The sequence below is a fragment of the Promicromonospora noduliphila genome (assembly GCF_056951025.1).
In genome coordinates, this window is the sequence record NZ_CM167806.1 from 5436501 (window position 1) to 5460090 (window position 23590).

Genomic DNA, 23590 nt, shown 5'->3' on the forward strand with positions numbered 1-23590 from the left:
GGGAGCACGGAGGGATCACATGTCGGAGCTGCTCAGCGGGTCACCGGCCGACCCAGCCCCGCGTCACCGAGGTGGCGCCGCGTCGGCCCGCCGCGGCCGCCGGCAGACCGACGCACAGGCAAGGCGGCGCCGCGTGGCACGAACCTGGGCGTGGACTGCGGGCGCCGTGGCGGGCGCCGTCCTGGGCGCCGCCGTCTGGATCGGCCTCCAGCCCGACGCCGAACCTGCCCCGGCCGCGGTGGCGAGCCCGTCGCCGTCGGCCAGCCCTAGTCCCAGCCCGAGCCCGACGCTGACGCCAAGCCCCGCCAAGTTCTCCCTCGCGCTCCTGCCCGGCCCCGAGATCGAGAAGATGCTCCCGCGGGCGCTGCCGCTGGCCAAGGCTGACACGCTCCGCGGCCTGCCCGGCTCGGTGGCCGTACCGAAGGCACCCCGCATCCCGGTCTGGGCCCGGCCCGACGTGACCAAGGCGCCAGTGCTCGCCCTCGAGTCCACCTACTACGACGCCAACGCCCGCTGGCTCGTGCTGGAGCGCAGGCCCGGCTGGGTCAAGGTGCTCATCCCGTACGGGCGCGGGTCGCTCCCGTCGCGCGACCCCGAGCGGGTCAACGGCGTCTCGGGCTGGCTGCGCGGCAGCGACGTCACGCTGCAGAAGGAGCAGCGGTCGGTCGTCGTCGACGTATCGGCCCGCACGGTCACCGTGACGCGGGCCGACGGCGACCGCGAGAGCTTCCCCGCCGCCGTCGGCGCCCCCGAGACGCCGACGCCGCTGGGCCTCACCCAGGTCTTCACGGTGACAGAGGCGGTGAACACCGGGCTCTCGGTATTCCTGTCGATGCAGAGCGAGGCCCTCGACGGGTTCTACGGCACCGACTATGCCGCCACCGCCATCCACGTGGGCGTCGACGTCGGCCTGCCGGTCAGCAACGGCTGCGTGCGGCTGACGAGCGCCGACTTCGAGCGGCTCAGCGACCTCGACCCGGGCGTCCCGGTGCTGGTCCGGGCCTGACGGGCTCGTCCGGCTCGGACCGGGCCCGTCGTCCGGCCCGGAGCAAGCCAGTCCGGCCCCGACCGGATCCGTCAGGGCCGGACCGCAGGGCAGTCCTCGTCCGCCGCCAGGCGGAAGCACCCCACGAAGTGGCCCGGCGCGTACTCGACCAGCCCCACGCCGTTCGGCACCTCGCCCGAGCCCGAGCCGTCGGCCTCCGCCGCCTCCTCGCCGAGCGACCGGCCCTGCGCCGCGAGCGCCTCGTGGTACAGGCACCGCCCCGCCAGGCGTTCGGCGCGCTGCGCCTCCGCCGCCTCGACCTCCTCCCACGTGCGGTCCAGGTGCGGCACGGACGCCAGCAGGTCGCGCGTGTAGGGGTGCAGCGGGTCGTCGAAGACGGCGCTCGTGTCGCCCCGCTCCACCACGCGGCCCTTGTAGAGGATGACGACGCGGTCGGAGACGTAGTTGCCGAGCGAGAGGTCGTGCGTGACGAACAGGATGCCGAGGCCGCGCGCCTTGAGCTCGCCGAGCAGGTTGAGCACGTCGATGCGGGTGGAGGCGTCGAGCATGGAGATGATCTCGTCGGCCACCAGCAGCTCGATGTCGAGCAGCAGGGCGCGCGCGATGAGCAGGCGCTGGAGCTGCCCGCCGGAGAGCTGGTGCGGGAACTTGCCGAGGATGTCGCCGGGTTCGAGCGTCACCGCGGCGAGCGCCTCCTCCAGCTTCGTGCGCCAGTCGGAGGACGAGACCCGCGGGAAGTACGAGCGCCGCAGGGTCTCGAACGTCCGGTCCACCTTGAAGATGGGGTTGAACGAGCTGAACGGGTCCTGGAACACGCCCTGGACCTTGCGGTAGTACTCGCGGCGGGCGCGGAACCCGAGCCTGGTGACGTCGCGCCCGTCGAACGTGATGCTGCCGCCCGACGAGTCGAGCAGGTGCAGCACCATCTTGCCGATGGTCGACTTGCCGCTGCCGGACTCCCCGATGAGCGAGACCACCTCGCCGCGCTGCACGTCGAGGCTGACCTGGCGTACGGCGTGCAGGTCGGACGTGCCAAAGGTGCCGGTCTTGTAGACCTTGTCGAGCCTGTCGAGCGTGAGCATCAGCTCACCGCCCAGCACGCGACCTGGTGGCCATCGGCCACCTCCCGGAAGGGCGGGGCCTCGACGCACTTGTCGTGCGCCAGGGGGCACCGGTCGCGGAACCGGCAGCCGGCCGGCGGGTCCAGGAGCGACGGCGGCCGCCCCTCGATGCCGTCGAGCTGCTGCTCCTCGTACCGGTCGCCGACCTTGGGCAGCGCGCCGATCAGCATCTTCGTGTAGGGGTGCAGCGGCTCCTCGATGATCGTCCTGGCCGGCGCCTTCTCGGCGAGGTGCCCCGCGTACATGACGAGGATGGTGTCGGCCACCTGGAACAGCACGGAGATGTCGTGCGTGATGACGATCATCGACCGCACGAACCCGTGGTCGCGGAACTCGACGAGCGCCCGGGCCACGGCCTTCTGCGAGGACACGTCGAGCGCCGAGGTCACCTCGTCGCCGATGAGCAGCGACGGGTTCAGGAGCGTGGACAGCACCAGGACCACGCGCTGCTTCATGCCGCCGGACAGCTCGATCGGGTAGCGCCCCAGCACCTCGGCCTCCAGGCCGACGAGCTTGAGGCGCCGCTCCAGCTCGGGCAGCACGTCGGCGTACCGGACGCCGTGGGCGCCGAGCAGGTCGCGGATCATCCGGCCGATCTTGCGGGTCGGGTTCATCGCCGACATCGCGTACTGCGGGATGAGGGACACCTCGCGGTAACGGTGGCGGCGCATGGCGGCGTCGTCGGCGAGCGGCAGCTCGGTGTCGTCCAGGACCACGGTGCCGCCCACGTGCTGCATGCGGGTGTCGAGGCGGATGAGGGCCTTGCCGAGCGTGGTCTTGCCGCAGCCGGACTCGCCGGCGATGCCCATGATCTCGCCGTCCGCCACCTCGAAGGTGACGCCGTCGAGGGCCTTCACCGGGCCGCGCAGCGTGCGGTAGTGGACCCGCAGGTCGGTCACGGAAAGGGACATCACATCTCCCGCAGCTTGGGGTTGAAGACCTCGTCGAGACCGACGTTCATGATGTACAGCGAGCCCACGATGAGCGTGATCCCCAGCCCCGGCGGGACGAACCACCACCACAGCCCCAGATGGAGCGCGCTCCACTGCACGGCCTGGTTCATCATCAGGCCGAGCGACATCGCGTTGGTGGGCCCGAGACCGATGAAGTCGAGCGACGCCGCCGTGAGGATCGCCCCGCCGAACAGCAGCACGAACGTCATGAACAGGTAGGAGTACATGTTGGGCGCCACCTCGCGCCGCAGGATCGCGCCCACCCCCACGCCCGACATCCGGGCCAGGTCGATGAAGTCCCGCGAGCGCAGCGACAGGGTCTGCGCGCGCACGGCCCGCGCCACCCACGGCCAGGAGAACACCCCGATGTACAGCGCCTGCATGGGCACGCTGCGCACGCCGAGGTAGGCGTTGATGATGATGAGCACCACGAAGCCGGGGATCACGAGCACCACGTTGGTGAGCATGTTCAGCAGCTCGTCGATCAGGCCGCCGCGGTAGCCCGCGACGAACCCGATGGTCATCCCGATGACGGCGGCCACACCGCCGCCGAGCAGGCCGACGAGGAACGTGGACCGCAGGCCGGCCACGAACTGCGCGAACACGTCCTGCCCGAACGTCGTGGTCCCGAGCGGGAAGTCCGCGGACGGCGGCGCCATGGGCGGCCCCGCGTAGTCCATCGGCGCGTACCGCAGGAATCCCGGGCCGATCAACCCCAGCAGCAGGAACGCGAGGACCACCGCCCCGCCCGCCAGCACCTTGGGGTTGCGCAGCGCGAAGTACAGCGTCTCGCGCGCGTCTCCCCCTGGCTTGCGGATGCCCGACGCCGTGGTCGGGCCCGCCGCACCGGGCGGCTCGCTCGCCTCCGGACCTGCCCCGGGGCCCGCCGTCGTCGGTGTCGCCGTCATGCCGTTCTCCTTCCGCGTGAGCCTGCGGCTCCGCTCCGGGCGGGTGCCTCGTACCTCGGCCCCCACCCTCCACTGCGCCTCCGGTTCACGCGGTCGCCCCCTGCAGTCCGGTCCGCGTGCGGGGGTCGACCAGCACGTAGACGATGTCGATCACGAAGTTGGCCACGAGCACGCCGATCACCACGAACAGCAGCGTCCCCTGGAGCAGGAAGAAGTCCTGGTTCTGGATGGCGGACAGCACGAGCTTGCCCAGCCCCGGGTAGGCGAACACGATCTCGGTGACCAGCGCGCCGCCCAGGATGGTGCCGAGCTGGAGCGCGAGACCCGTGATCTGCGGGAGCTGCGCGTTGCGGAACGCGTACCGCCGGATGAGCCGCTTCGGCGCGCCGAGCGCGGCGAGGTAGTTCGCGTAGTCCGACTCCAGCTCGTAGATGATCAGGTTCCGCATGCCGATCGCCCAGCCGCCGAGCGCCACGAGGAACAGCGAGAGGAACGGCAGCACCCAGTGCTCCGCCAGGTCGCCCACGAAGGACCACGACCACTGCGGCACCAGGCCGAAGTCGTAGCCGCCGGCCACGGGGAACCAGCCGAGCACCACGCCGAGGCCCCACGCGAGCAGGATCGCCAGCCACATGTACGGCATGGCCGTGATGAGGTAGCCGACCGGCAGGGCCACGTTGTCGAGCCAGCGGCTGCGCGCCGCCATCGCGCCGACGCTGTTGCCGACCACGAAGCTCAGCAGGATGGCCGGGATCATGATGCCGAGCGTGTACGGCACGGCGTCGAGCACCACCTGGCTCACGGGCGCGGGGAACAGCCACACGCTCGTGCCCAGATCACCGCGCAGCAGTGCGCCCCAGTAGTTCAGGTACTGCTGCCAGAGCGGCAGGTCCAGGCCGAACGTCCGCTCGTAGTACTCGGTCATCGACGCGATCGTCTCGGGGTGCTGGACGGCGGCGCGCGCCACCATCCGCTGGACCGGATCCCCCGGCATGAGCCGGGGGATCAGCCAGTTCAGCGTGACCGCGACCACGAACGTCAGTCCGTAGACCAGGGTCTTGCGAGCGAGGTAACCACCCATACGTCAGGAGGCCGGCTCGAGCGCGAGCAGCGTGTTGATGCCGCCCATCTGCACGTACCCGTTCCACATCACCGGGAAGTACGCATCCTCCCGGCCCTCCGTGGGCCAGTTGGTCCACTGCGACTCGTTGTACTGGGCCCACGCGCCGTTGTACCAGAGCGGGATCAGCGGCATCTCGGTCATGAACCGCTCCTGGACCTGCGACAGCGTGCTCTCGAACTCGGGCGTGCCGCTCTCGGTGCGCGACAGGTCCTCGACGAGCTCCCACGACTCCTGGTCCTCGGCCCGGCCGAAGTTGCCCGCCAGCATCTGCTCCTGGATGGGCTGGTAGAACGCGTAGTTGTAGTAGGTCCACGGCGTGTTGCTCACGCCGGCGTTGCCGTTGATGACCAGGTCGAAGTCGCCGGTGGCCCGCGCGTCGTCGACGGCCCCCGCGTCGGGGAAGTCCGCGGTGACCTTGATACCGGCGGCCGAGGCGTCCTCCGCGATCACGCGTGCCGCCTCCATCCAGTCGGTCCAGCCCGCCGGGACGATCAGCTTGAGGTCGATCGGCTCGCCGTCCGGCGTCTCGACGAACCCGTCGCCGTCGGTGTCCTCGTAGCCGGCGTCGGCCAGGATCGACTTGGCCTCCTCGGCGTCGAAGGTGAAGCCGTGCTCCGCCACGACGTCCTCGTCGTAGTACTCCTCGAACGCCGGCACCAGGCCCGACGGGTGCGCCTTGGCCACCAGGCCGCCGTACGCGTTCGCGACGATCTTGTCGACGTCGATGGACCGCGCCAGCGCCTGCCGGAAGTCGACGTCGTCCATCGGCGGCCGCGTCTGGTTCGGGATCAGGTTGGCCGAGGCGGCCGCCAGCATGTACGGCTCGCCGTCGTAGTAGGTGCTGACCGAACCCTGGTCCACGAGCTGGTTGACGCCGGGCAGGAAGTTGTTGCTCAGGTCCAGGCCGCCGGACAGCATCATGCCGAGCGCCACCTCGTTGGAGGTGTTCACCACGTCGACGATGTACTTCATCGGCATCTCGTAGCCCAGCTCGCTGCGGGCCCACCAGTCGTCGTTGCGCTCCCAGACCATGCGGTCCTGGCCGACGGCGGAGAACTTGAAGGCGCCGGAGCCGACCGGGTCCTCGTTGGGGTTGGACAGCAGCTCCTCGTCCGACCACTCCCCCATGATGTGCTCCGGCACCACCATGGTGCTGTAGAGCCAGTTGTCCCACTCCTGGTAGCGCGGGTCGGAGAAGGTGAACTCGACGGTCGTGTCGCTGGTGGCCTCGACCGTGTCCAGCCACGTCCACAGGTTGCTGTACGGCACGGCGTCGACCTTGCCCAGCTCGGTCGTGAAGACGACGTCGTCGGCGTCGAGCGTCTCGCCGTCCTGCCAGGCCAGGCCCTCACGCAGCGTGAGCTCGTAGGTGTCGTCGTCGGTCCACTCGCCGCCCTCGGCCAGCCACGGCGTGAGCTCGAGCGTGATCGGGTCGAACTGGAACAGCGGCTCGTAGAGCAGGCCGCGCGCGCCCGTCGCGTGCCCGGAGCTGGGGATCGGGTTCCAGGACGACGGCGGGCCCCACTGGGTGCCGCTCGTGAAGAGCGTCTCCTCGCGCGGGTACTCGGCCACGAGCTCGTTCGCCGAGTCCATGCCCTCGGCGGACGCATAGGGGTTGGGCGGCGGCGTGGGCGCGCTTCCACCACCGCCGGAGCAGCCGGCGAGCAGCGCGCCCGCCGCCGTGGCCGCCGCCAGGGCCAGCACGCCCCGGGACCTGGTCTGTCGAAGGAACATCGTCGATCCTCTCTGCCCGCACGGCCGTCGTGCGGACCAGCGCTTCGTCACGCCGAGTTGTGAGCATCGTTCTGCCCCGAGCAGATCGAGTCAAGGTTTGTCACCTATGTTGCGAAATCGACACCTCCTACCGTGCGGCGGCCGCTCCTACCGCGCTGCGGCCGCGGCGACCCGCCGGCGCAGGGCGCGGGCCTGGGGCGCCTCCCACACGTCGACCTCGTCCGCGCCCGCCGCATCGGGCTCGTCGTGCGGCAGCCGAGCCATCGTCTGCTTGGTCACGCGGACGGCCTCCCGGTCCCGGCGGGCGACGCGGCGTGCCAGGCGCTTGGCCTCACCCCACACGTCCTCCGCCGGCACGACGCTGTGCACCAGCCCGCTCTCCAACGCCTGCTCTGCGCCCACGGCGTCGCCGAGCAGCAGCATCGCGCGGGTCCGGCCGGCGCCGATCTCGGCGATCAGACGGTCCAGCACCTCGCTCGGGCCGACCGGTATGCCGACCGTCGTCTCGGGCGCGCGGAAGCGCGTGCCGGCGGCGGCCACCCGCAGGTCGCTCGCGACCGCGAGCCCCAGCCCGGCACCGAGCACACCGCCCTGCAGCGCGGCCACGGTCACCGCCGGGCAGGTGCGCCAGGCGTGCAGCACCCGGTCGCTGAGCGCGACCAGGTCCCGGTAGCCGGCCGGGTCCTCGGTGGCGAGCAGGCCGAGCTCGTCCAGGTCGCCGCCCACGCAGAAGTGGCGCCCCTCGGCGCACAGCACCACGGCGTCGACGTCGTCCGGCAGCGACGTCAGCACGTCGCCGAGGGCGGTCAGCGTCGCGCGGTCGAGCCGGTTGTCGCCGTCGGGCCGCGTGAGGGTCACCACCAGCACCGCGTCCTCGCGCTCCACCACGACGGGTCCGAAGGCATCCGGCGGCGGCGCGTCCGACGGCGCCGCACCCGCGCCGACGGTCACCGGGCCTTCGTCCGCCGTCACCGCGCCCGCTGTCGACGCCGTGCCAGACGCCGCCGGGCCCGGCTCCGCCGTCCGCCCCGTGTCCGTCACGTGCTCGACCGCCGGACGGGGACGCTGCCGCACCGGCACCGACCGGGTACCGCGGAAGGCGAGGGACTCGTCGTAGCCCACCGGACCGGCGAGCTCGAGGTCGAGCCGCCGCAGCAGCTCCGGGAACAGCGTCGTCGCCTCCAGGCGGGCCAGCGGCGCGCCGAGGCAGTAGTGCATGCCCACGCCGAACGCGAGGTTGCGGCGCGGCGGACGCGAGAGGTCCAGGTCGTGCGGCGAGTCGTAGACCTCAGGGTCGTGGTTGGCCGCGGCGATCACCACGTGCACGACCTGCCCCGCCGCCACCGGGACACCGCCCGGCAGCTCCGTGTCCTCCGCCGCGTACCTGGTCAGGAGCTGCGCGGGCGTCACGAGGCGGACCAGCTCCTCCACGGCGCCGTCGACGGACTCCGGGTGCTCCAGGAGCCACGCGACCTGGTCGGGCCGGCGCAGGAGCTGGACCAGGCCCTCGGAGAGCAGGGACGTCGTCGTCTCGAGGCCGGCCTCGATCATGACGTTGAGCTGCGAACCGGCCGCCGCGCGCACCTCCGGGTCGGTCTCCGTGTCGAGCCACCGCACCAGCGGGGAGCCCTCGGGGAGCCGGGACCGCGGCTCGGTCACGAGCTGCTCCCAGTACGCGTTCCACAGCCTGCCGGCACGGTCGGCCTGCGCCAGCCGCTCCCGGCCCGGCGCCAGGTCGTGCACGTTCGACAGCACGCGGCTCATGTCGCACAGCAGCGGGATGTCCTCGGTCGGCAGCCCGAGCACTATGCAGAGCACCGCCATGGGCAGCCGGTCGCCGACCAGTGCCCCGAAGTCGGCCTCGCCGTCGGCGCGCAGCACCGCCTCGAACCGGTCCACGTACTCGTGGACGGTCCGCACGATCTGCGGCGTCAGGTCCGCGATCGTCTGCGGCGAGACGAACGCGCCGAGGCTGCGGCGCAGCGCGGCGTGCCCGGGCGGGTTGGTGCCGAGCGCGGAGTCGTGCAGGAACTTCAGGCCCGGGTGGCGCACCCAGGCCGGCTGACGTTCGGTGCGCCAGGCGGCGTCCATGGTGCGCCAGCCGGGTCCCCTGAGCACCTCGTGGCTCACGCTGTCCGAGGTGACCAGCCAGGCTCCCCACGGCGTGCGCACCGCCGGTCCCATCGCCCGCAGCTCGTCGTAGATCACGTGCGGGTCGGCGCGCCCCTCCGGCGTGGGCAGGCGGCGGATCAGTTGGCGTACGCGGCGCTGGTTCTCGCGTGAGTCATGGTCAGACGGGTCTGCGGCATCGTTCGTCGTCCGGGATCTGCCGGTGCGGTCGGGCACTGGGGATGCTCCTCTTCAGGCAAGACGCGATCTCGTCTTTCGATGAAAATCGTTGAACATAACGCGCATACCGGTCAGGATAATCCGTTCTCGCACCTCATCGTGTGACCATTCCGTAAAACCGTGCCCACGAGATCGCCACGTATGCATCCGCATAGTCCTGCGACGCCGTCTCAGTGCAGTGGGCGGCCGCCGGGCACGTTAGGCTGTGTGCCGCGCCGTGCACCGCGCGTGCGCACGCGCCTGTAGCTCAGTGGATAGAGCACCGCTCTCCTAAAGCGGGTGTCGGCAGTTCGAGTCTGCCCAGGCGCACCGGTCACCGGCCAGACAACGACCTCGGGTACCGGTTCCGCGCGGAACCGGTACCCGAGGTCGTTCTCGGAGCAGACTCGCGGGTCAGAGCACCGCGCGGAGGAACTCCTGGGTCCGCTCGTGGGTCGGCGACGTGAAGATCGTCTCCGGGTCGGCCTCCTCGATGATCTTCCCGCCGTCGAACATCAGCACACGGTTGGAGACCTCCCGCGCGAACTGCATCTCGTGCGTGACGATCAGCATGGTGATGTCCGTGGTCTCGGCGATGTTGCGGAGCACGGCGAGCACGTCGGCCACGAGCTCCGGGTCCAGCGCGGAGGTCACCTCGTCCAGCAGCATGATGTCGGGCTCCATGGCGGTGGCCCGGGCGATCGCCACCCGCTGCTGCTGCCCGCCGGACAGCTCGGTGGTGCGCGCGTCGCGCTTGTCGGCGAGGCCCACCTGCTCGAGCAGCTCCTCCGCCTTGGCGACCGCCTTGGCCTTGGGCCAGCCCAGCACGTGGACGGGCGCCTCGATGATGTTCTCCAGCACCGTCATGTTGGGGAACAGGTTGAACTGCTGGAACACCATCCCGACCCGGCGGCGTACGAGCCCGCGCTGCTTCTCGCTGCGCGCGACGCGCTTGGTGCCGCGCATCTCGTGCGTGTACGGCTCGCCCTCGATGAAGATCAGGCCGCCGTCCGCCTCCTCCAGCGTCATGAGCAGGCGCAGGATGGTGGTCTTGCCGGAGCCGGACGGGCCGATCAGCGTCACGCGGTCGCCCTTGGCGACGGTGAAGTCGAGGCCGTCGAGCACGGTGTTGCCACCGAACTGCTTGACGACGCCGCGGAACTCGATCGCCGGGGCGTCGACGGCGTCCGTCGTGGCGTCCTGGGTGGTGGTACTAGGCAAGGCGGTTCTCCAATCGGCGCACGAGCATCGACGTCGGGTAGCTCACGATGAGGAAGAGCAGGCCGACGAGCGTCAGCGCCTCGATGTACACGAAGTTGGTGCTGCCGTACTCCTGCGCGGCGTTGAACATCTCGACGACCGTGATGACGAACAGGAACGGCGTCTCCTTGAACATCGAGATCGCGTAGTTGCCGAGCCCCGGCAGCGTGTTGCGTACGGCCTGCGGCAGCACGACGGCGCCCCACGTGCGCGAGCGCGGCAGGTCCAGCGCGACGGCGGCCTCCCACTGGCCCTTCGGCACCGCGTCGATCCCGGCGCGGTACACCTCGGACATGTAGGTGGCGTAGTGGATGCCGAGCACCACGCAGCCGATGCCGAGCGGCGGGAACTGCGTGAACACCAGGTAGGCGAAGTAGAGCTGCACCACCAGCGGCGTCGACCGGATGAACTCGACGAGGAAGCCGACCGGCAGGGTGACCACCCGCAGGCTCGACCGGCGCACCAGGGCGACGAACAGGCCGAGCACCGCCGCGATCAGGGTGCCGACCACGGTCGCGAAGATCGTGATCCAGAACCCGTCGATCAGCAGCGGGAAGACCTCGGCGACGCGCTCCCAGCTCCAGGTGAAGCTCATGCGGGGACACCTCCGCCCGGGTTGGCGGGCGCCGGCCCGATCTGCAGCACCTCACGCGGCCGGGGGCCGATGCCGACGCGGCTCTTGGCCCGCGCCTCGATGGCGTTCATGAGGAGCGTGAGCAGGTAGGCGATCGCGAAGTACAGCAGCAGGCCCACGGTGTACGAGAACCACACGTCCTGCGTGCCGCGCCGCATCTGCTCGATGAAGTAGTTGAGGTCGTGCAGCAGGATGTAGGTGGCCAGCGCCGAGCCCTTGACGAGCTGGATGAGCAGGTTGGTGAACAGCGGCATCATCAGCGGCCAGGCCTGCGGCAGGATCACGCGCCGGAGGCGGTGCGCCGGGCTCAGGTCGAGCGCCGTCGCCGCCTCCCACTGGCCCTGCGGTACCGCGTTGATGGAGCCGCGCACCACCTCGGCGCCGTAGGCGCCGTAGTTCAGGCCGAGCGCCAGGATGCCGCAGGCGAGCGACTCGAGCTGGAACCCGAACACGGGCAGCACGTAGAACAGCCAGAAGAGCTGCACGACCAGCGAGGTGCCGCGGAAGAACTCCACGACCACCCGGGACGGCATCCGGACCCACCACCGGCCGCGCGACGCGAGGCCCAGCAGCATGGCCACCAGGAAGCCGAGCGCCGCGCCGCCGAGGGTGAGCTCCAGCGTGACGAGGATGCCCTCGCCGAGCCGGGGCAGCCCACCGACGAGGAACTGAAGATTGTCCGACACGTCGTGCTCGGTCAGCCGTCCAGGCCGAGCTCCGGGGCGAGCTCGGTCGCGAGCGTCTCGAGGTCACCCTCGCAGAGCTTCTCGGTGGTCATGCCCTCGACGGGCCGCTCGGCCGCGGTGAAGCCGAACTCCCCGACGATGTCCAGGTAGCGGTCCTCGTCGGCGACGATCTCGGCGAGCTTCTCGTTGTACGCGTCCCGCAGCTCGGTGTCGTCGGTGCGGAACACGGTGCCGCCGGCGCCGATCTGGGGCACGCCGTCGATCTCGGCCACGAAGGAGTCGGTGACCTCGACGTCGGCGTCGGACTGCTCGGCCAGCGCGTTGAGCGAGATGGCGGTGAGCGCGAACGCGTCGACGCGGCCGGCCGTCAGGGCGTCCAGGCCGTCCTGCGGCGTGCCGACCTCGGTGTTGTCGATGTCCAGCGACGCGGCGTAGTCGCCCTCGATGGCACCGCTCATGGTGGCGAGCGTGATCCCGGCGTCCTTGGCGGACTGCATGTCCGTCAGGTTGTCCGGGTTGCCGGCAGGCACCATGAACGCCGTCGTGTACATGAACTCGGGCTCGCTGAACGACGCCTGCTCGCAGCGGTCCGGGAGGATCGACATGCCGGCGCTCACGGCGTCGAACCGGTTGGCGTTCAGGCCCGGGATGAGCGAGCCGAACTCGGTGTTCACGCCCTCGACGGTGTCGATGCCGAGCTCGGCGAAGATCTCCTTGTGCAGGGCGACGGTGGCTCCGGTGAGCTCGCCGCTCTCGTCCTCGTAGCTGTACGGCTCCTCGCCGGCGAACCCGACGGTGACGGTCCCGGCCTCCCGCAGCCGCTCCAGGGTGCTCCCGCCGTCCTCGGCGCCGCCGGTCTCGACGCGCGAGCACGCGGCCAGCGCGGCGAGGGCGAGCACCGATCCCGCGGCGAGGACGGCTCGGCGAAGCGGACGGTTGCTTGATGTAGACATGGTTCCCTTCACGCCACCAGGCAGTTCTGGCAAAGCCTGGGTGGGCTGGAGTTCACGGACGACTCGCCACCGTAGCGCGGCGCCGACGATCAGACAATCTAGTGTTCGACATTAGGATTGTCTACAATCTGCAAGTTCACCCGGCCGGCACCGCTCCGCGGCCACCGCCGTCGCCGCACAGCGGCCGCGCACCAGGGATGATGGCGTGATCGACGTGCGCTCACGGAAGGAGTACCGATGTCCCACCCGTCACGGGCTGCCCTGGCGACCGCGCCGTCCTTCTCGCGCGTGACGCGCCCCTCGACGGTCGACCTCATCCAGACCGAGCTGCGCAACGCCGTCTACGCGGGCATCCTCGCCGTCGGCTCGCCGATCCGGGAGGTCGAGGTGGCGGCCCAGCTCGGCGTGAGCCGCGGGCCGCTGCGCGAGGCGGCCCAGCGCCTGGTCCAGGAGGGTCTGCTCGTGGCGACGCCGGGGCGCGGGATGCGCGTGGCGACCGTCTCGCGGGAGCGGCTCCCCGACCTCTACGAGGCGCGCAAGTCGGTGGAGACCACGGCGGCCCGGCTGCTCGTGCGGCACGGCGACGACGCGGCGGTCGCGCGCGTCCGCAAGGCGCACGACGACCTCGTCGCCGCCGACCGCACGCGGGACGCGCGCCGGGTGGGCGGCGCCGACCTCAACCTGCACTGGGCGCTCGTCGCCGCGGCGGGCAACCCGTGGCTCACCCGCTGGATGACCACCCTCATCGTCGAGGTGCGGATGGCCACGTTCTCCGTGAGCGACGAGTACGTGGTCCGCAAGGACACCGCCGAGGCGCACGCCGTGCTCGTCGAGCGCCTGGAGGCGCGGGACGAGGCAGGCCTGGTCACGGCCATCACGGAGATGCTCGACGGCGCCGTCGCCCGGCTGCTCGGCAAGGAGGACGAGCCCGTCGAGACGCTCGAGGAGCCGGCCGACGCGCCGGAGATCACGCTGGGGCCGATCGACGCTCCCGACGAGTAGGGCCGCCGGGGCCGGGCCGGACGACCGGTCGCGGGCGGGGGCAGGCCGGACGACCGGTCGCGGGCGGGGCCGGGCCGAACGGGCGGGCCGGGCGGGCCGCCAGGCCGAACGGGCGGGCCGGGCCGGGGGTCGGTCAGACCCAGGCCGCCGGGTCGGCGAGCACGGCCTGGAGCACCTCGCGGGCCCCGCCGGTGAGCGCCGCCTGCGGACCGGCCTGCGCGGCCCTGACCCGCAGGTCGACGAAGGGTGCGGCGAGTACGCGGTCGGCGAGCACGGCCTCGACGTCGGCGCGGAGCCACGGCAGCAGCTCGGTGTAGGCGCCGCCCAGCACGATGGTGGACACGTCCAGCAGGTTCACGAAGTCGGCGAGAGCCGAGCCGAGGGCGCGGCCGGCGGGCAGGGCGGCGGGACGGTCGTCGGGCGCGGCAGCGGAGCCACCGTCGGGCGCAGGGCCGCCCGGCGCGGCGGCGTCACGCCCGGTCAGGAGGGTGACGAGCGCCTCCAGCGGGGCGTCCGGCGGCAGGCCCGCCGCGCGCATCATCGCCTCCTTGCCCGCGTACTGCTCCAGGCAGCCGAACGCGCCGCACGAGCAGCGCGGCCCGGACGGGTCGACGACGACGTGCCCGATCTCGCCGTTCCACCCGCGCTCCCCGAGGAAGAGCTCGCGGTCGACGACGATCGCCGCCCCGATGCCGACGTCGCCCGACACGAAGATGAACGAGTCGGGCGCCGCGCCGTCCGAACCGCCGTCCGAACCGCCGTCTGATCCGCCGTTCGAGCCGCCGGCCAGCTCCGCGAGCGCCGCGAGCTTGGCCTCGTTGGCGATGCGGACGGGGAGCTCGCCGAGCCCCAGCAGCGGGACCGGCTCGAGCGACGACCAGCCCAGGTTGGGCGCCACCTCCAGGAGCCCGGTGCGCGGGTCGACCAGGCCGGGCAGCGCGAGCCGCACGCCGGCGACCCGCATGCCGGAGGCCGCGACGCCGTCGGACACCTCGCGGGCGAGGCGGCCGAGCCGGCGCAGCACAACCGCGGGATCGCTGTCGTGGAACGCACCGGGGACCACACGCTCGGCCACGACGTCGCCGGTGAGATCGAGCACACGGACGCCCAGGTAGTCCACGTTCACCTCGAGGCCGAGGCCGACGACGGAGCGCGGCGCGGGGACCAGCGGGACCGCCGGCCGCCCCGCGCGTCCGCCGGTCACCGCGGGCAGCTCGCGCACCAGGCCGGCGGCCACGAGCTGGTCGACCAGGGTCGACACCGTCGCCCGGGCCAGGCCGGTCGCGGCGGCGACACCGGCGCGCGACAGTGGTTCTGACACCTCGAAGACCGCGCGCGCGACCAGCTCCAGGTTGTGCTCGCGCAGCGTGTGCTGACGGGCCGCACCAGGGCCCGTCCGCGTGGTGGTCTCGCGTGCGGTCCCTGCGGTGGTCACGCCTTGACTGTAGCCGAGGCCCACGCAATAGTTCATCCGTACAACAAATGCGGCGCCGTATGTCGCGCCGCCCTCGATGAGGAGACCCCCGTGAGCGACATCAAGTACTCGTTCGGCCTGTGGACCGTCGGCTGGCCCGCCAACGACCCGTTCGGCACGGCGACTCGCCCCGACCTCGACCCCGCAGACACGATCCGCAAGCTCGCGGACCTCGGCGCGGCAGGCTTCACGTTCCACGACAACGACGTGTTCCCGTTCGGGTCCGACGACGCCACCCGCCAGAAGCACATCGACTCCGTCAAGAAGGCCGCCGCCGAGACCGGCATGGTCTGCACCACGGTGACGACCAACACGTTCACGCACCCCGTCTTCAAGGACGGCGCGCTCACCTCCAACAACCGCGAGGTGCGCCGGTTCGGCCTGCGCAAGGTGCTGCGCAACGTGGACCTGGCCGCCGACATGGGCGCCTCGACCTTCGTGATGTGGGGCGGCCGCGAGGGCGCCGAGTACGACAACTCGAAGGACCTGCACGCCGCGCACGCGCGCTACGCCGAGGGGATCGACACCGTCGCCGCGTACATCAAGGAGAAGGGCTACGGGCTGAAGATCGCCCTGGAGCCCAAGCCGAACGAGCCGCGCGGCGACATCTTCCTGCCGACGATCGGCCACGCCATCGCGCTGATCAACTCGCTCGACAACGGCGACATCGTGGGCCTCAACCCGGAGACGGGCCACGAGCAGATGGCCGGCCTGAACTACACGCACGGGCTCGCGCTGGCCCTGTACGTCGGCAAGCTGTTCCACATCGACCTGAACGGTCAGCACGGTCCCAAGTACGACCAGGACCTCGTGTTCGGCCACGGCGACCTGCTGTCGGCGTTCTTCACGGTGGACCTGCTGGAGAACGGCTTCCCGAACGGCGGCCCGCGCTTCGAGGGTTACCGTCACTTCGACTACAAGCCGTCGCGCACCGAGTACCTCGACGGCGTGTGGGAGTCGGCCAAGGCCAACATGGAGACCTACGACATGCTGGCGGCCAAGGCCGCGCAGTACCGGGCCGACGCCGAGGTGCAGGCGGCCTTCGAGCACGCCGGGATCTTCGAGCTGGGCCAGCCGACCCTCGCGGAGGGCGAGTCGTTCGACTCCTTCCTCGCCGAGGCCGACCCCGACGTCGACGCCCTCGCCGAGCGGGACTACGGCCTGGTCAAGCTGCACCAGCTCGCGCTGAAGCACCTCATCGGCTGACCCTCTCCCGACCGGCCGCCCCCCGCTCCCTTCGAGACCGAGGTTCCTTGACTTTGAACCGCCGCAAAGCCAAGGAACCTCGGTCTCGAAGGGAGCGTTCGGCGGGCGGACCGACGTTGTAGCGTGTCAGTCGCTTTCTCCCCACAAGACTTTCTGGAGCATCGATGCCCCTCGTCGCCGGCGTGGACACATCCACGCAGTCCTGCAAGATCGTCGTGCGCGACGCCGAGACCGGCGCGCTGGTCCGGAGCGGTTCCGCCAAGCACCCGGACGGCACGGAGGTGGACCCGCAGCACTGGTGGGACGCCTTTCAGGAGGCGGCAGCAGCGGCCGGCGGCCTGGCCGACGTCGCGGCGCTCTCGGTGGGTGGCCAGCAGCACGGCATGGTCGTCCTCGACGCCGAGGGGCGCGTGATCCGCGATGCGCTGCTGTGGAACGACACCCGCTCCGCGCCGTCGGCCGAGGCCCTGATCACCGAGCTGGGCGACGGCGACCGCGCCGCGGGCGCCCAGGCCTGGGCCGACGCCGTCGGCTCGGTGCTGGTGGCCTCCCTCACCGTCACCAAGCTGCGCTGGCTGCACGACAACGAGCCGGAGAACGCGGCGCGCGTCGCCGCGGTGGCGCTCCCCCACGACTGGCTGTCGTGGCGCATCGCGGGCTACGGGCCCGCGGGCGACCCGACCGCTCCGCTCGGGCCGCAGCTCGACAAGCTGTTCACCGACCGCTCGGATGCCTCGGGTACCGGGTACTACGACGCCTCGGCCGGCCAGTACCGCGCTGACCTGCTCGAACGTGCGCTGGGCCGGGCCGACGTCGTGCTGCCGCGCATGGTGGGCGCGGCAGAGGCGGGCGCCGTCGCGCACCCCGGCGTGGCCGGCTCGGAGGTCGACGGCGGGGCCCTCATCGGGCCGGGCGCCGGGGACAACGCGGGCGCCTCGCTCGGGCTCGGCATGACGCCCGGCGACATCGCCATCTCGATCGGCACCTCTGGCGTGGTCTCCGCCGTCGCACCGCAGCGCACGGCGGACGGGTCGGGGGCGATCAACGGCTTCGCCGACGCGACCGGGAACGCGCTCATGCTCGCCGTCACGCTCAACGCGGCACGCGTGCTGGACGCGGCGCGCGAGGTGCTCGACGTCGACTTCGACGGGCTGGCCGAGCTCGCGCTGCAGGCCCCGCCCGGGTCCGACGGCCTCGTGCTCGTGCCCTACCTGGAGGGCGAGCGCACGCCCAACCGCCCCGATGCGACCGGAACGCTGCACGGCATCCGCCTCGCCACCTCCACCCGCCCGCACCTGGCGCGCGCCTACATCGAGGGCATGCTGTGCGGGCTCGCCGACGGCCTCGACGCCCTCCGCGCGCAGGGCGTCTCGGTCGAGCGCGTCATGCTGATCGGCGGGGCGGCCCAGTCGCCGGCCGTGCAGCAGATCGCCCCGCAGGTCTTCGGCCTGCCCATCGGCATCCCCGAGCCCGGCGAGTACGTGGCCGACGGCGCCGCGCGCCAGGCGGCGTGGACCCTCGCCGCGGCGTCGGCCGCCTCGGGCGCTACCGGTGCTGACCCCGCAGGTGCCGCGGCCAGCGCGGGTGCTGACGCCGCAGATGCCGGGACGGACGCGACAGACACCACCGTCGCGCCGCCCGTGTGGTCCACGACGATCGCGACCACGCTGGACGCCGACCCGAAGCCCGTGATCCGCGAGCAGTACGCGGCGGTCCGCGACCTCGTCTGAACGGGCCTCATGGCCGTCGGGCTTCGTCCGAACCGATCGGGCTCTGGTCCCCGGCCGCCGATCGGCTCTGGCGCTCGACCGCCGAGTGGGCTCTGACCCTCAGCCGCCGAGCGGGCAGGAGGACTTTCGCCTCTCGGGGATGTGTTGCTCTGCGTCGTCATCGTCTACGCAGAGCAACACATCCTCGGGCGGAACGAGTTGTCCCCGAGTCCTCCGGTCGTCCCGGGGTCAGGACCGTCCGTAACGCCGGGGTCAGGACCGTCCGTAGCGCAAGTGGCGGTAGCGCAGGCCGGAGGCGGACGTCGTCCAGTCCGTCGACGACTGGATCGCCCACTCCGGGCCGATCTCCGGGGCGAACGTGTCGCCCTCGACCTCGGCGTTGATCTCGGTCACCTCGAGCACGTCGGCGATGGGCATCGCCTCGCCGTAGACCTGGGAGCCGCCGATGATCCAGGTCTCCTCTCCGCCCGGCGCGTCCGAAGCGAGTTCCAGCGCCTCGCCGATCGATCCCGCCGGCACGGCGCCCTCGTCCGGCACGCCGTGCGACGAGACCACGATGTTGGTGCGGCCGGGCAGCGGACGCTTCGGCAGCGACTCCCAGGTGAGGCGGCCCATCACGACCGGGTGCCCGGCCGTGGTCTTCTTGAAGTGGGCGAAGTCCTCCGGGACGCGCCACGGGATGTCGCCGCCCGCGCCGATCACGGGCCGGCCGGCGGCGTCGCGCGCCTGCCCCCAGATGAGCCCGATCATCAGACCGCTATCGGTGCCTTGATGGTCGGGTGCGAGACGTACCCGAGCACCTCGATGTCCTCGAACTCGTAGTCGAAGATCGAGTCCCGCGGCGCGAGCCGCAGCGAGGGGTAGGGGTACGGGTCGCGCGCGAGCTGCGTCTTGACCTGTTCCACGTGGTTGTCGTAGATGTGCACGTCGCCGCCCGTCCAGACGAACTCGCCGACGTCGAGCCCGGTCTGCGCCGCGACCATGTGCGTGAGCAGGGCGTAGGAGGCGATGTTGAACGGCACGCCGAGGAACAGGTCCGCCGAGCGCTGGTAGAGCTGGCAGCTCAACTTGCCGTCCGCGACGTAGAACTGGAACAGGGCGTGGCACGGCGGCAGCGCCATGTCGTCCACCTCTGCCGGGTTCCACGCCGTCACGACGTGCCGCCGGGAGTCCGGGTTGGTGCGGATCTGCTCGACCACCTTGGCGATCTGGTCCACGTGCCCGCCGTCGGGCGTGGGCCAGGAGCGCCACTGGACGCCGTACACGGGGCCCAGCTCGCCGGACTCGTCGGCCCAGTCGTCCCAGATCTTGACGCCGCGCTCCTGGAGCCAGCGCACGTTGGAGTCGCCGCGCAGGAACCACAGCAGCTCGTACACGACCGACTTGAGGTGCACGCGCTTGGTGGTGATCAGCGGGAATCCCTGCGCCAGGTCGTACCGGATCTGCCGCCCGAACACGCTGCGCGTGCCCGTGCCGGTCCGGTCGCCCTTGGGGGTTCCGGTGGCGAGCACGTCACGGAGCAGGTCCTCGTACGGGGTGTCGATCTCGGTCATGCGGCAAGCCTATGCCTCACCACCGACAGAGCCCCGGCAGCGGGGCCGAGCCGGGCCCGAGGCAGGCCCTCACCCCTGCTGCCGTTCTCTCAGCTCCTTGAGCCGGGCCCCGCGCCTGCGGTACAGCACGCTCATCGTCACGATCACGAGCGCCACCACGCCGCCTGCCACGGCGCCCCACGCCGACCCGCCGCGGAACGCGGGCCCGTCGACGTCGAGGATCCGCTCGCCGGCGTGCGCCGCGGACCCCGTGCCCAGCACGATCCCGAGCGTCAGCAGGTTCGGCACCGCGAACAGCGCGGCCAGCACCAGGTACGCGGAGCGCACCTGCCAGGACCGCCGGGTGAGCACCGCCTGCGCCAGGAACAGCACCGGGATCGCCGTGAACACCGCGCCGACCATCAGCCCCCACCACGCGCCGGCCGCGAACGAACCGTCCACCGCGTTGCCGATCACCTGCGCCCACCAGCGCGGCAGGAACGCCGAGAGGAACAGGTAGACCAGCCACACCACGAGGATCACGGCGGCCACACCGATCAGGCGCTTGACGAGGTCGCGCCAGTCCGGCCTCCACCGCGCACCACCCGCCGTCGGACCACCCGCCGTCGGACCCGCCGACGCCGGCTCACCCGCCGCCGAACCCTCCGGCGTCGTGCTGCCTGGTCTCGTGCTGCCCGACGTCGAACCGGTCCCCTCCGGTCCGTCGCTCCCGTTCTGCGCCATGAGCACGATCGTGGCAGCGCGCAGGCGAGCCTGCGCGGCGAACGGGAACGTCGCGGACGCCGTCCGCGTTCACTACTGGGTCGAGCCGACCGGGACGCGCTGGACCGAACTTCGTGACCGTGTCGGTGACCAGTGGAAGGATCACCCTCATGACGGAGCAGACGACCACCCCCGGGGCCACGAGCATGGACGACGCCGTGACCCCGTCACCCACGGACCCGCTGTGGGTGGAGCGCAACGGCACCCGCACGTACACGGGCTTCTCGGCCCGCGGTGCCCGCGTCGAGATCGGGCCGGCGAGCGCCGGCGCGGTGTTCACGCCGGGCGAGCTGCTGAAGGTAGCGCTCGCGGCGTGCGCGGGGATGAGCAGCGACAGGGCGTTCGCGCGCCGTCTGGGTGACGACTACAAGACCACCATCCGCGTCGAGGACCCGAAGGACATGGCGGAGGACCGCTACCCGGTGCTCACGGAGAAGTTCGAGATCGACCTGTCCGCCCTCGACGACGAGGACCGGGCGAAGCTCCTCACGATCGCCCAGCGGTCGATCGACAAGACCTGCACCGTGGGCCGCACGCTCAAGGCGGGCGCCGAGATCCCGGACGCGCAGTTCGACCAGCCGGCGGAGGGCTGACATGACCGATGACAAGCAGAAGCTGACCGCGCCGGAGTCCACCGGCCAGGCGCCACCGGGCGACGCGATCATCAAGCCGGACAACTCGGTGGAGGTCACGCCGGCGGACTGGGTCAACTACAAGCCCGACGGCCCACTGGACTACCTGGTCGACAAGGCGGTGACCATCCCGTCGGCGACCATCCACAGGCATGTGGACAAGGTGCGCGCCCGCAATCCCAACGCCACCCCCGCCGAGATCATCAAGCTCCTGGAGAAGGAGTACCTGCGGGTCATCCAGACCACCGGCAGCGCCGTCGGCGCGGCGGCCGCCATCCCCGCGGTGGGTACCGCAGCGAGCGTCGCGCTGTCGACGAGCGACGTGGCGACGTTCTTCGCCTCGTCGGCGGCGTTCTCCCTCGCCGTGGCGGACGTGCACGGGATCGACGTGCAGGACGTGCCGCGGCGTCGGGCACTGCTGCTCGCCACCGTGCTCGGTGACCAGGGCGCCAAGGACGTCGAGAACGCCATCGGCGGGTCCGGCGTCGCGTGGGGCAAGGTGCTGCTCACGAGCATGCCGCGCACCACGCTGCACCGGGTGAACAAGGCGCTGACGCACCGGTTCATCCAGCGGCAGATCGCCAAGCAGGGCAGCCTGCTGCTGGGCCGCATCCTGCCGTTCGGCATCGGCGCGGTCGTCGGCTGGGTCGGGGCGCGGGCCCTCGGGCACACGGTGATCGGCCAGTCCCGCGTCGCGTTCGGCGCTCCCCCGGAGCGGTTCCCGCGCGTCATCGAGCAGAAGTAGTCCGGGACCCGCCGGTCCGGGGAACCCGCTGGTCGGGGACCCGGCGTCGGGCGGGCCGATATCTGCTACCTGCTCGGCAAGATGCCGGGTCCCGACCTAGGCTGCGGGGCATGGCGGACACGACGCACGGCGCACTCGCCCCGACGTACCATCCACTCCCGGTCACGATCGCGCGGGCGCACGGTACACACGTATGGGACACGGACGGCAACGAGTTCCTCGACTTCCTGTCGGGGTACTCGGCCCTGAACTTCGGGCACCTGCACCAAGGCCTGCTGGCCGCTGCGATGGCGCAGCTCCGCCAGGTCACGCTCACGTCCCGCGCGTTCGACCATGACCGGCTCGAGGAGTTCGCCCAGCGGCTCGTCGACGTGGTGGGTCCGCTGACGACCGGCGGCGAGGACAGCCTCGTCGTGCCGATGAACACGGGTGCCGAGGCCGTGGAGACCGCGATCAAGGCGGTCCGCAAGTGGGGCTACGACGTGCGCGGCGTGCCGGAGGACAAGGCGACGGTCGTGGTCGCCGACGGGAACTTCCACGGCCGCACCACCACGCTCGTCGGCCTCTCGGACGACCCGGCCGCCCGCGGCGGGTTCGGCCCCTTCGCCCCCGGGTTCGTCCGGGTCCCCTTCGGCGACCTGGCCGCCGTGGCCGACGCCGTGGACGACACCACGGTGGCCGTCCTCATGGAGCCGGTGCAGGGCGAGGCCGGTGTGGTGCTGCCGCCCGACGAGTTCTGGCCGGGCCTGCGCGAGCTCACCGCGGAGAAGAACATCGCCCTCGTCGCCGACGAGATCCAGTCGGGCCTCGGCCGCACCGGCACGACGCTCGCCTGCGAGCTGTGGGACGTGCGGCCGGACCTGGTCTGCCTGGGCAAGGCGCTGGGCGGCGGGATCGTCCCGGTCTCGGCGGTGGTCGGCAGGCCGGAGATCCTCGGCGTCCTGACGCCGGGCACGCACGGCTCGACGTTCGGCGGCAACCCGCTGGCGTGCGCGGTCGGCATCGCCGCGCTCGACCTCCTCTCGACGGGGCAGTACCAGGCGCGCGCCGCGGCGTCGGGCACGGTGCTCAAGGAACGGCTCGACGCGCTCGTGGAGCGCGGCATGCTGACCGGGGCGCGCAGCATCGGCCTGTGGGCCGGGATCGACGTGGACCCCACGCTCGGCACGGGACGGGAGCTGTGCGAGGCCCTGCTGGAGCGCGGCGTGCTCGCCAAGGACACGCGCGAGTCGACGATCCGGCTGTCCCCGCCCCTGTCGATCGTGCAGCCGGAGCTGGAGATGGCGCTGGACATCCTCGAGGAATCTCTGGTGGCGCTCGGGAGCGAGGGCGCGTCGGAGGGCACGGCCACGGCGGACGAGGCAGACGCGGACTCCGAGGTGACCGAGACGGCGGACGAGGCCGAGACGTCCGACGAGGCCGGAACAGCTGAGACCGCCGAGCCGGCTGCCGAGGCCGACAGCAGCAGCACCGAGGCCGATACTCCCAAGAACGCCGAGGCAACCGGCAAGACCGAGGCTGCCGAAGGCACCGAAGCGCCCGATGCCGAGCAGCCTGGCAACACGGACACCGAGCAGCCCGAGGAAGACGACAAGCCCGCCGAAGGCAGCGCCGACGACAAGAAGCCTGCTGGCGCGGACGCCGTCGTCAAGAAGCCCGCCGACACCAAGACCGCCGACGGCGACACAGACGCGAACAGCCCCAAGGACGACGCGGCCGGCGACACCCCCACCGGCAAGGGCGAGCGCTCCGAACTGTCACCGACCGCCGGCTGAGCGTA

21 protein-coding genes and 1 tRNA gene are annotated in these 23590 nt (G+C 71.6%); 8 read left to right on the forward strand and 14 right to left on the reverse strand.

Annotated features, from left to right (window positions below; translation table 11 throughout):
- The first annotated feature begins 133 nt into the window (after nucleotides 1-133).
- Nucleotides 134-1006 carry a L,D-transpeptidase gene (locus AC0QU1_RS23670; RefSeq protein WP_483572913.1) on the forward strand — a complete coding sequence of 291 codons (873 nt, stop codon included), beginning with the start codon at nucleotides 134-136 and terminating at the stop codon, nucleotides 1004-1006.
- A 71-nt stretch (nucleotides 1007-1077) separates the two neighbouring features.
- On the opposite strand, the gene AC0QU1_RS23675 is transcribed toward AC0QU1_RS23670, so the two are convergent.
- From AC0QU1_RS23675 to AC0QU1_RS23700, 6 genes are all read right to left on the reverse strand, one after another.
- The gene (locus tag AC0QU1_RS23675) at nucleotides 1078-2088 is read right to left on the reverse strand and encodes an ABC transporter ATP-binding protein (RefSeq protein ID WP_483572914.1); all 1011 of its coding nucleotides are present in this window, start codon (nucleotides 2086-2088) and stop codon (nucleotides 1078-1080) included.
- Nucleotides 2088-3038 (reverse strand): ABC transporter ATP-binding protein, encoded by a 951-nt coding sequence (locus tag AC0QU1_RS23680; RefSeq protein ID WP_483572915.1) that lies wholly within the window; start codon nucleotides 3036-3038, stop codon nucleotides 2088-2090. Before AC0QU1_RS23680 ends, AC0QU1_RS23675 begins: the two co-directional genes overlap by 1 nt.
- Complete coding sequence (locus AC0QU1_RS23685; protein ID WP_483572917.1) at nucleotides 3038-3988, reverse strand: ABC transporter permease; 951 nt, start codon at nucleotides 3986-3988, stop codon at nucleotides 3038-3040. Before AC0QU1_RS23685 ends, AC0QU1_RS23680 begins: the two co-directional genes overlap by 1 nt.
- An 85-nt stretch (nucleotides 3989-4073) precedes the next feature.
- Entirely contained in the window at nucleotides 4074-5069 is a 996-nt protein-coding gene (locus AC0QU1_RS23690) for an ABC transporter permease (RefSeq protein ID WP_483572919.1), read from the reverse strand.
- 3 nt (nucleotides 5070-5072) lie between these two features.
- On the reverse strand, nucleotides 5073-6845 hold the full coding sequence (locus AC0QU1_RS23695; protein WP_483572921.1) for an ABC transporter substrate-binding protein: 1773 nt from the start codon (nucleotides 6843-6845) through the stop codon (nucleotides 5073-5075).
- Nucleotides 6846-6992: 147 nt separating this feature from the next.
- On the reverse strand, nucleotides 6993-9191 hold the full coding sequence (locus AC0QU1_RS23700; RefSeq protein ID WP_483572922.1) for a cytochrome P450: 2199 nt from the start codon (nucleotides 9189-9191) through the stop codon (nucleotides 6993-6995).
- Between the two features lie 239 nt (nucleotides 9192-9430).
- Between AC0QU1_RS23700 and AC0QU1_RS23705 the strand changes: the two genes are divergently transcribed.
- Nucleotides 9431-9503: transfer RNA gene (locus AC0QU1_RS23705), tRNA-Arg, on the forward strand.
- 84 nt (nucleotides 9504-9587) lie between these two features.
- Here the strand turns inward: AC0QU1_RS23705 and AC0QU1_RS23710 are convergent.
- Genes AC0QU1_RS23710 through ehuB form a run of 4 tightly spaced genes read right to left on the reverse strand, consistent with a single transcriptional unit; the run spans nucleotide 9588 to nucleotide 12706 of the window.
- The gene (locus tag AC0QU1_RS23710; RefSeq protein ID WP_483572923.1) at nucleotides 9588-10394 is read right to left on the reverse strand and encodes an amino acid ABC transporter ATP-binding protein; all 807 of its coding nucleotides are present in this window, start codon (nucleotides 10392-10394) and stop codon (nucleotides 9588-9590) included.
- Nucleotides 10387-11028: an ectoine/hydroxyectoine ABC transporter permease subunit EhuD gene (gene ehuD / locus AC0QU1_RS23715; RefSeq protein ID WP_483572924.1), complete on the reverse strand. Its 642-nt coding sequence runs from the start codon at nucleotides 11026-11028 to the stop codon at nucleotides 10387-10389. Before ehuD ends, AC0QU1_RS23710 begins: the two co-directional genes overlap by 8 nt.
- A complete protein-coding gene (ehuC, locus tag AC0QU1_RS23720; protein WP_483572925.1) occupies nucleotides 11025-11753 on the reverse strand; it encodes an ectoine/hydroxyectoine ABC transporter permease subunit EhuC in 729 nt (242 codons plus the stop codon). Before ehuC ends, ehuD begins: the two co-directional genes overlap by 4 nt.
- A gap of 11 nt (nucleotides 11754-11764) precedes the next feature.
- Complete coding sequence (gene ehuB, locus AC0QU1_RS23725) at nucleotides 11765-12706, reverse strand: ectoine/hydroxyectoine ABC transporter substrate-binding protein EhuB (protein WP_483572926.1); 942 nt, start codon at nucleotides 12704-12706, stop codon at nucleotides 11765-11767.
- Nucleotides 12707-12943: 237 nt separating this feature from the next.
- Here ehuB and AC0QU1_RS23730 point away from each other — a divergent pair, with 237 nt between their 5' ends.
- On the forward strand, nucleotides 12944-13708 hold the full coding sequence (locus tag AC0QU1_RS23730) for a GntR family transcriptional regulator (protein ID WP_483572927.1): 765 nt from the start codon (nucleotides 12944-12946) through the stop codon (nucleotides 13706-13708).
- A gap of 133 nt (nucleotides 13709-13841) precedes the next feature.
- On the opposite strand, the gene AC0QU1_RS23735 is transcribed toward AC0QU1_RS23730, so the two are convergent.
- Nucleotides 13842-15143, reverse strand: coding sequence for an ROK family transcriptional regulator (locus AC0QU1_RS23735; RefSeq protein WP_483572928.1), 1302 nt, complete (start codon nucleotides 15141-15143; stop codon nucleotides 13842-13844).
- 90 nt (nucleotides 15144-15233) lie between these two features.
- Here AC0QU1_RS23735 and xylA point away from each other — a divergent pair, with 90 nt between their 5' ends.
- Nucleotides 15234-16388, forward strand: coding sequence for a xylose isomerase (gene xylA / locus AC0QU1_RS23740; protein WP_483572929.1), 1155 nt, complete (start codon nucleotides 15234-15236; stop codon nucleotides 16386-16388).
- A gap of 164 nt (nucleotides 16389-16552) precedes the next feature.
- A complete protein-coding gene (locus AC0QU1_RS23745) occupies nucleotides 16553-18118 on the forward strand; it encodes a xylulokinase (protein ID WP_483572930.1) in 1566 nt (521 codons plus the stop codon).
- Nucleotides 18119-18370: 252 nt separating this feature from the next.
- On the opposite strand, the gene AC0QU1_RS23750 is transcribed toward AC0QU1_RS23745, so the two are convergent.
- The 3 genes from AC0QU1_RS23750 to AC0QU1_RS23760 form a co-directional block, all read right to left on the reverse strand.
- On the reverse strand, nucleotides 18371-18868 hold the full coding sequence (locus AC0QU1_RS23750; RefSeq protein ID WP_483572931.1) for a dihydrofolate reductase: 498 nt from the start codon (nucleotides 18866-18868) through the stop codon (nucleotides 18371-18373).
- Nucleotides 18868-19671 (reverse strand): thymidylate synthase, encoded by an 804-nt coding sequence (locus tag AC0QU1_RS23755; protein WP_483572932.1) that lies wholly within the window; start codon nucleotides 19669-19671, stop codon nucleotides 18868-18870. The genes AC0QU1_RS23750 and AC0QU1_RS23755 overlap by 1 nt, the downstream gene beginning before the upstream one ends.
- Before the next feature lie 69 nt (nucleotides 19672-19740).
- Nucleotides 19741-20394 (reverse strand): hypothetical protein, encoded by a 654-nt coding sequence (locus AC0QU1_RS23760; RefSeq protein WP_483572933.1) that lies wholly within the window; start codon nucleotides 20392-20394, stop codon nucleotides 19741-19743.
- 149 nt (nucleotides 20395-20543) lie between these two features.
- Between AC0QU1_RS23760 and AC0QU1_RS23765 the strand changes: the two genes are divergently transcribed.
- The 3 genes from AC0QU1_RS23765 (at nucleotide 20544) to rocD (ending at nucleotide 23585) form a co-directional block, all read left to right on the forward strand.
- Complete coding sequence (locus AC0QU1_RS23765) at nucleotides 20544-21026, forward strand: OsmC family protein (protein WP_483572934.1); 483 nt, start codon at nucleotides 20544-20546, stop codon at nucleotides 21024-21026.
- A gap of 1 nt (nucleotide 21027) precedes the next feature.
- On the forward strand, nucleotides 21028-21810 hold the full coding sequence (locus AC0QU1_RS23770) for a hypothetical protein (protein ID WP_483572935.1): 783 nt from the start codon (nucleotides 21028-21030) through the stop codon (nucleotides 21808-21810).
- Nucleotides 21811-21920: 110 nt separating this feature from the next.
- Complete coding sequence (rocD, locus tag AC0QU1_RS23775; RefSeq protein ID WP_483572936.1) at nucleotides 21921-23585, forward strand: ornithine--oxo-acid transaminase; 1665 nt, start codon at nucleotides 21921-21923, stop codon at nucleotides 23583-23585.
- Nucleotides 23586-23590 lie beyond the last annotated feature (5 nt).